Source organism: Chryseobacterium sp. RU37D, assembly GCF_900156075.1.
Taxonomy (GTDB): Bacteria; Bacteroidota; Bacteroidia; order Flavobacteriales; family Weeksellaceae; genus Chryseobacterium.
On record NZ_FTMM01000049.1, the window covers coordinates 1 to 6,947 of the forward strand.

The 6,947-nt window shown below is 35.1% G+C and carries 4 protein-coding genes and 1 pseudogene; 3 read left to right on the plus strand and 2 right to left on the minus strand.

Going from position 1 to position 6,947, the window contains the following annotated elements:
* Positions 1–528: pseudogene (locus BW926_RS13835) on the minus strand (hypothetical protein); the annotation flags it as partial.
* Between the two features lie 923 nt (positions 529–1,451).
* A complete protein-coding gene (gene glgP / locus BW926_RS13840; RefSeq protein ID WP_076447921.1) occupies positions 1,452–3,116 on the minus strand; it encodes an alpha-glucan family phosphorylase in 1,665 nt (554 codons plus the stop codon).
* 201 nt (positions 3,117–3,317) lie between these two features.
* Between glgP and BW926_RS13850 the strand changes: the two genes are divergently transcribed.
* From BW926_RS13850 to BW926_RS13860, 3 genes are all read left to right on the plus strand, one after another.
* Positions 3,318–4,115 (plus strand): hypothetical protein, encoded by a 798-nt coding sequence (locus BW926_RS13850; RefSeq protein WP_076447924.1) that lies wholly within the window; start codon positions 3,318–3,320, stop codon positions 4,113–4,115.
* A 132-nt stretch (positions 4,116–4,247) separates the two neighbouring features.
* Positions 4,248–6,341 (plus strand): T9SS type B sorting domain-containing protein, encoded by a 2,094-nt coding sequence (locus BW926_RS13855; protein ID WP_076447926.1) that lies wholly within the window; start codon positions 4,248–4,250, stop codon positions 6,339–6,341.
* Positions 6,342–6,732: 391 nt separating this feature from the next.
* Positions 6,733–6,947 (plus strand): DUF1572 family protein (locus BW926_RS13860; protein ID WP_143756561.1); only part of this gene is annotated, 215 nt, incomplete at its 3' end.

A 6,947-nucleotide genomic window follows, 5' to 3' on the forward strand; every position in this document is an offset into this window, starting at 1 on the left:
ACGCCCAGCTTCACTACTGCTATTAATAAGAAAAGCCAATGCGTTATTTTGGATTGTTCCGTTTCCTCTGTGTATACCTTGAATACCAGCACCACCATAACCAAAACTTCCATTAACCCTTGCATTAAATAATACAGAGCCAATAATATTACCATTTAATAAATTTACCCCGGCATTAGAGCGACGCAGGATCAATGCTTGCCCATTCGAAATTGGACTTTCATCATCAAACAGATAATCATCATTAATGTTTGATCCGGCAATATGATTATATAAATGGAGTCTTGCTGCAGGATTGGCAATTCCAATACCTACTGTCCCCTGGCTTGATACTACAAAATCATCAGATTGTTGCACTGTGGTGGGAGCTCCGGTCGAAGCATTGTTTTTGCCACCATCTACATGGAAAGAAGCTTGGGGATTAGATGTACTTATGCCTACTTGGGAATAATAAATAGCAGGCGAAAATAGAAGTAATAAAATTTTTTTTCTCATAGCATTAAAATTTTTATAGTTTATAATCAACACTATATCACATAAAACTTATAGTCGCTTTTCTCTATAACGTATAGATTTTTAATCTTGAAATTATTATTGGTATTAAATTTTGTAAGAGATAAAAAGAATAATTACAGATTAAATTTAAATATTAAAAAAAACAATAAATGTAGCTATAGTATTACTTAATGTAATACAAGTACTACTATTAGGGAAGTATCTATTTATACCTAATCATACCATACAAAAAAATATCAAAATTTTTAAAGATGTAAGGATTGAAAATATCCAGGTGCATTAGCAGTTAATTGAAATCAGAAGATTTACAACAAATACTCCAACCCATACCTGAAAATAAAGGATATGAGGAAAATACAGGAATTATTGATTGTGAATAAAAGTAGGAGAAACCATTGACTGGATAATTATTGGATAATGCAGCACACATAGGGTATCGGATCTATTTAGGATTAGTACTGAACAAATTGTAAGTATCAATAGAAAAACGTTTATGAATGTAAGTCGAACAAAGACTAAAACTCCTTTCCTGGTGCCTATCTATAATAAAGGTGAAAAATTCTTAGTAAAAAAATGGAAATTTCCCTTCTCTGTATTCTGAAAATTTAGAGAGTTCAAAAATTATTTTAACTAATAATTTAAAAAGATATTCAGTTGTATGTAATAGGTTGTATTAAGTATGAAAGGATCTACAAGCATCATATTATTAGAACATCTACCACTAAATATATAAGTTAAAAAGTTAGGTTTTGGATTTATAATTTGAGCTTTTACATATTGGTTTTTAAATTGTTCCATAACATTACTTGATTTGTGTGGCGTTATGTTAGGACGAGATATAACTTAAAATAAAATCGGCTTGAAAAATTTCTAAGCCGATTTTTATTTACAAAAGCTAATTAGCTAATTCACTTTCTTAGACTTCTTTAACTGAATTACCCTTTATAATTATACAAAACCCGATAATATTCGTCCGCCATTCTATCACTGTTAAACTGCTCTTTCACATCAGTCATAGAATTATATTGTATTTTTCTCCATTGATCCGGTTTATCATAATAGATTGGGAGGATTTCATTTTCAAGAATTTCATACAGCTTATCCAAATCATAATTGTCCTGTTCATAAATGCTCATATTCATATAATTAGCCTTTGGAACAACGAAAGAATTTTCCCCATGTTTCGCAAATTCCGGAATCCAGCCATCGTCTGTAGAAAGATTTACGGATCCGTTCATTGCTGCGGTCATTCCTGAAGTTCCCGATGCTTCCCTTGGAACTCTGGGATTGTTTAACCATAAATCTGAACCTTGTTTTAAAGATTTGCTTAATGAAAGCTCATATCCTGTAAGAACAGCCATATTTTTATGATTTTTACTTTCCTCAACTAATAAATTAAACGTAGAAATTGCTGAATAATCCATTGGGTAAGGCTTTCCTGCCCAAATAATCTGTACCGGATATTTTGGATTGTTTAATAATTTGTAAAATCTTTCTTTGTCATATAAAAGAAGGTCGGCACGTTTATAGCCTGCGAATCTTCTTGCCCATACAATAGTGAATACATTTGGGTTGAATAAATTCCCTGTCTGATCGGCTACAATTTTGAATAGTCTTTTTTTCAAATGCTTTTTGCGGAAATCAAAAACCGTTTCATCATTTTCGTCTTTTGAATTGTAGAGTGGCTTATCTGCCCAGTATTTGAATTCCTGAGCGTTTGTAATGGAAGTAATTTCACAGATTTCAGGATACTTACTCCACATTATTCTGGAAACTACACCATGAAGTTGAGAAACGCCATTGGCCACCCTTGCCATTTTCAAAGCACACAGAGAATGGTTGAAACGGTCATCATCAGAACCCTCAATGCTTTTTACCTCTTCCATGCTGAAACCGGAAAAATAAGACATATCGTAGCATAATCTTAAATTATGCTTTTCGTTTCCGGCTTCTTCCGGAGTGTGGGTGGTGAAGTGTAATTTTTCCTTTACCCTGTTGAGGTCTCCGTTATATTTTTTCAATAAATGAAAAGCGGCGGGAAGCCCATGGGCTTCATTGAGGTGATAAACATCTCTTTCAATATTCATTTCATCCAAAAGCTTTGCACCACCTTTTCCCAGCAAAATATACTGAGCAAGCTTTGTAGCTTCGTTGGCATCATATAATTTATGGCAGATTGTTTTTGAAATATGATCGTTTTCTGGAACATCTGTTGAAAGGAAAAACATCGGTGCAGTATTGAAAATTTCAGGGTCAAGATACCAAACTTTCACCCAAACCGGTGCGCTGTGGATTTCAATTTGAAATTTTATATCTGTATCTTTAAGGAAGCTGTACATTTTTTTTGTCCAGGTAGGCTGCAGGGTCTGGTCGTGGTTTCTTGCCTGATCGTAATAACCGAATTTCCAAAGAATGCCGATCCCGATAAGGTCCTGTTTTAAGTTGTACGCACTTCTCATGTGGGATCCTGCCAAAAATCCAAGGCCTCCGGAATATATTTTCAACACTTGCTCAATAGCAAATTCCATAGAAAAATAGGCAACTTTTTTAGAATATTGCGGATTGATATGATAAGGTATTTTAAAATTCTTAAAATCCATTGAGTACAGTTTTTTATTTGATGCCTCAAAGGTATAAAATATGAAAATAAACAAGATGTAAATTATTTGATAAATTCTTTTTAAAACAGCAGATTAAATAGTTTTTTTTACTTATCTTTAAATGTAAATTTTTGATAATCAAAACTTCATGATCTGAAATAGGAAGTTTTATGTGTTCCATAATAATAAAATAATAAGCACATGAAAAAGGCATTTTCTGATGAAGATTTAATTAAAAATCTGAGCTTATATTACCTTAATCGACATTTGAAAAAAAAGCCGATTGAGAAGTATCACCGCAAAATAGACGAATCTCCACTTCACGATCGTGAAAAATATAAAAAGAAATCTGAAATTTTGCTGCTGAACTCTTTTATGCATCATTTTCCCGAAGTGCAGTTTGAAAATCTTACCTGCGAAAGTCCGGACTTTATCGCAAAATTCAACGACAAAAAAATCGGGATCGAGCTTACAGAAGTGATCAACCATCTTGAAATGAAAAAAGTTGAAAGTAATTTGAATAAAATTTTCCGTCAGGCAGAAATACTATTAGAAAAAGAGGACACTACGAAATATCGTGGTGTTTATTTTTTAGAATTCCTTCCAAATGTCAAGCTGGATACACCAGAAAGCCACGAAGAAATTATTCTTAATATTTATAAAAGTATTAAAAGAGGAAAGCCTTTCGGATGTATAAAAAGTGTACGGAAATCTTTCCACCGGAGAAATGTTTTCATCACTTATGAGTACAATATGAATCTTTTTGATGAATTATGCTCGGAGAAAATTTTAGAGTTGATTGAAAAAAAGAATGAAAAATTTCCTTATTACGATAATACGGTGGATGAATGTTGGCTTATAATTGTCTCTGATATGAACTCTCTGGCTTCTCGCTATACCTTTATTCAGGATAAAGAACATTTGCAAGAAGTGGAAAGCCCTTTTCATAAGATTTTTCACCTTGAAAACCTTTGTGGGAATATTACGAGTATTAAATAATTTTTAAAGTAAAATATATTGTTTTTCATTTTTTATTGAATTATTTATTTTAAATTTGCTGTTTGCATGTAAAATGTTCATGATTGATCTATGCATTTTATATCAATAATTTAAAAACAAATTGAAAGATATATGGGAAAATATTTATTACTTTTTTTATTACTTTTTTCACGATTGCTTTATTCTCAGGCCGACTGCTCATCTGCTTTGACAGTTTGTGGAAATTCTGCTATTACTTACTCTCCTTCAGGAATTGGAGCCTTAAACGAAAATTTAGGAGGGTGTTTAATCACCGGGGAACACAATTCTATCTGGTATAAAATTACGATAGCTACTGGCGGTACCCTTACCTTTGACCTTATCCCAACAGATCAAGATGCCGATTACGACTGGGCCATATATGGCCCCAACGTTACCTGCGGAAGTCTGGGAGCTCCAATAAGGTGCAACGCTGCTACAGTTCTCGGAGTAAACGCCAATACAGGACTGAATATGACCAGCACGCTCTTAAGTGCTCCGGGAGGTTCTCTTACACCATATTGCAAATACCTGGATGTATTGCCTGGCCAGACGTATTATTTGTATATTGATAACTGGGTAGATGTATTTAATCCTACAACAGCTCCATTTGCACTTACATGGGGAGGAACGGCAACATTAGCTTCTCCTTTTACAAATCCTAATATTCAGACTCAGCCTTTTACTCCGCCGGGAGTTCCTGCCGCAAATCCTGCCGATCCTAGAGAGATCACTATTTGTGAAAATCCTATGGTTTTCAATTTTAATACTTTATCAGTAGCTATTCTTAACGGGAATGCTAATTTTGAGATAAGCTATCATACCTCACAAAATGATGCACTGGCTGCAATTAATCCTATTGTGGCTACACAGGCTGTTAATACCACTTCTATCTATTATTATAGTATTCATTATCAGGATCCTTCCAACCCAAATAATCCCATCAACTCCTGCAGACAGATAGGAGCATTTAAATTTAAGCAGGGAAATATTACTGGAAATAACATTACACTTTATGGCTGTAATAACAACAATGCAGGAACGGCAACTTATGATCTTACTTCTGCTGCAGTATTTTCTGATCCTTTGGCTACTAAAAAGTACTATAACACTATTGCAGATCTCAATGCTGGAACCAACGAAATTCTTAATCCGACAGCTTTTGTGTCCGGGGAAGCTACGATATATGTAAAAATAACTTCGCAGTTCGGCTGTACGGCTGTTGCTGAAATTACACTTAAATTTTATCCGGCAGTAGTTGTTACTGATGCTACTTTAAGGGCCTGTTTTATTGAATCCAAACCGTCCACTGGATTATTTAATCTTACCACAGCGGCTGTAACAACACAGACAGGAACTAAAAATTATTATCCGTCTTTAGCGGATGCGCAGAACGGAACCAACGAAATCATTAATCCAACGGCTTATACTGCTCCAAATGGTGTTATTTATATTAAAGTTACCAACGGAAACGGATGCTTTGCCATCGCGAAAATTACTTTAATTGTACTTCCTCCTGTCTATTCTAATACATTGGTAGACAAAATAATATGTATGGAAGATACAACAACGCTAGATGCTGGCCCCGGATTTACAGGCTATAAATGGAGTAACGGTGCTACTACCCAGACTATCAATAATGTAGGAGTCGGAACATATTGGGTAGATCTTACGACAGGTGAATGTATTACTAGGCAGGCCGTAAAAGTCTACGCCTCCGAACAGCCGGTCGTTTCCGATATTGATATTACAAACAATACAGTTACCGTAAACGTTACTGGTGGAACAGTACCTTACAAATATTCAATGGATGATATCAACTGGCAGGATTCTAACGTGTTCAATAATGTTCCGCGGGGTGACAGCCATATTTTTGTAAAAGATGCGTATGACTGTGAACCTATTGATGTAACCATTGTAGTTCCAAACCTTGTTAATGTCATTACTCCAAACGGAGACGGTGTTAATGATATTATTGATTATTCAGCATTGGGAAACAAACAAAACCTAGTTTTCAATATTTTTGACAGGTACGGAACCAAAATTTTCCAGGCAGATAAATCAAACAACTACAAATGGAACGGTACCACAGGCGGTAAGAAAGTTCCCACAGGCACTTACTGGTATTCTGTAACATGGAATGAACATAATAAAAAGAGCACATTATTCAAATATTCCGGTTGGGTAATGGTAAAAAACAGGGAGTAGGTTTTTATAATTAATTAAGCTCTCACAATAGTGGCGGTTTTTAAATTATTATAATCAAAAATTACAAACACTTCCACGCTCCAACTTTTTCAGGAGCTATTTCCGGCTCTCCGCACTCGCTATTTTTTTTATTTAAGGGGGCTGCGGCGGCTTCGCCGCCGCAGCCCCCTTAAATAAAAAAAATGAGCTCAGACAAATGCTGCGATCCGGGCTAGGCTGGCAGGATTGGTGGCTTCGAGTGCTTCAGCCACCAGGGGAACGGCAGCCATTCTTTTCACTCTTAAAGAATCATATCAAATGACCACGCTGTTTGTCATCCTGAAAAGATATCAACAGAAATTACCTCTAAAATATCAAGGAAAAATGTTTAACTTAGAAAGAAAATTTCATCATGAGAGACCTATTCATAAAACGTTTCGAATACTATAAGATGCTTGGTGACAAATCATTCGAACAGCTTTCTGACGAGCAGATTTTCTGGCAGTACAATGAAGAAAGCAATTCTGTTGCGATTATTGTAAAGCACATTGCCGGAAATATGCTTTCAAGATGGACTGATTTTTTAAAGGACGATGGCGAAAAACCATGGCGGAACCGTGACGAAGA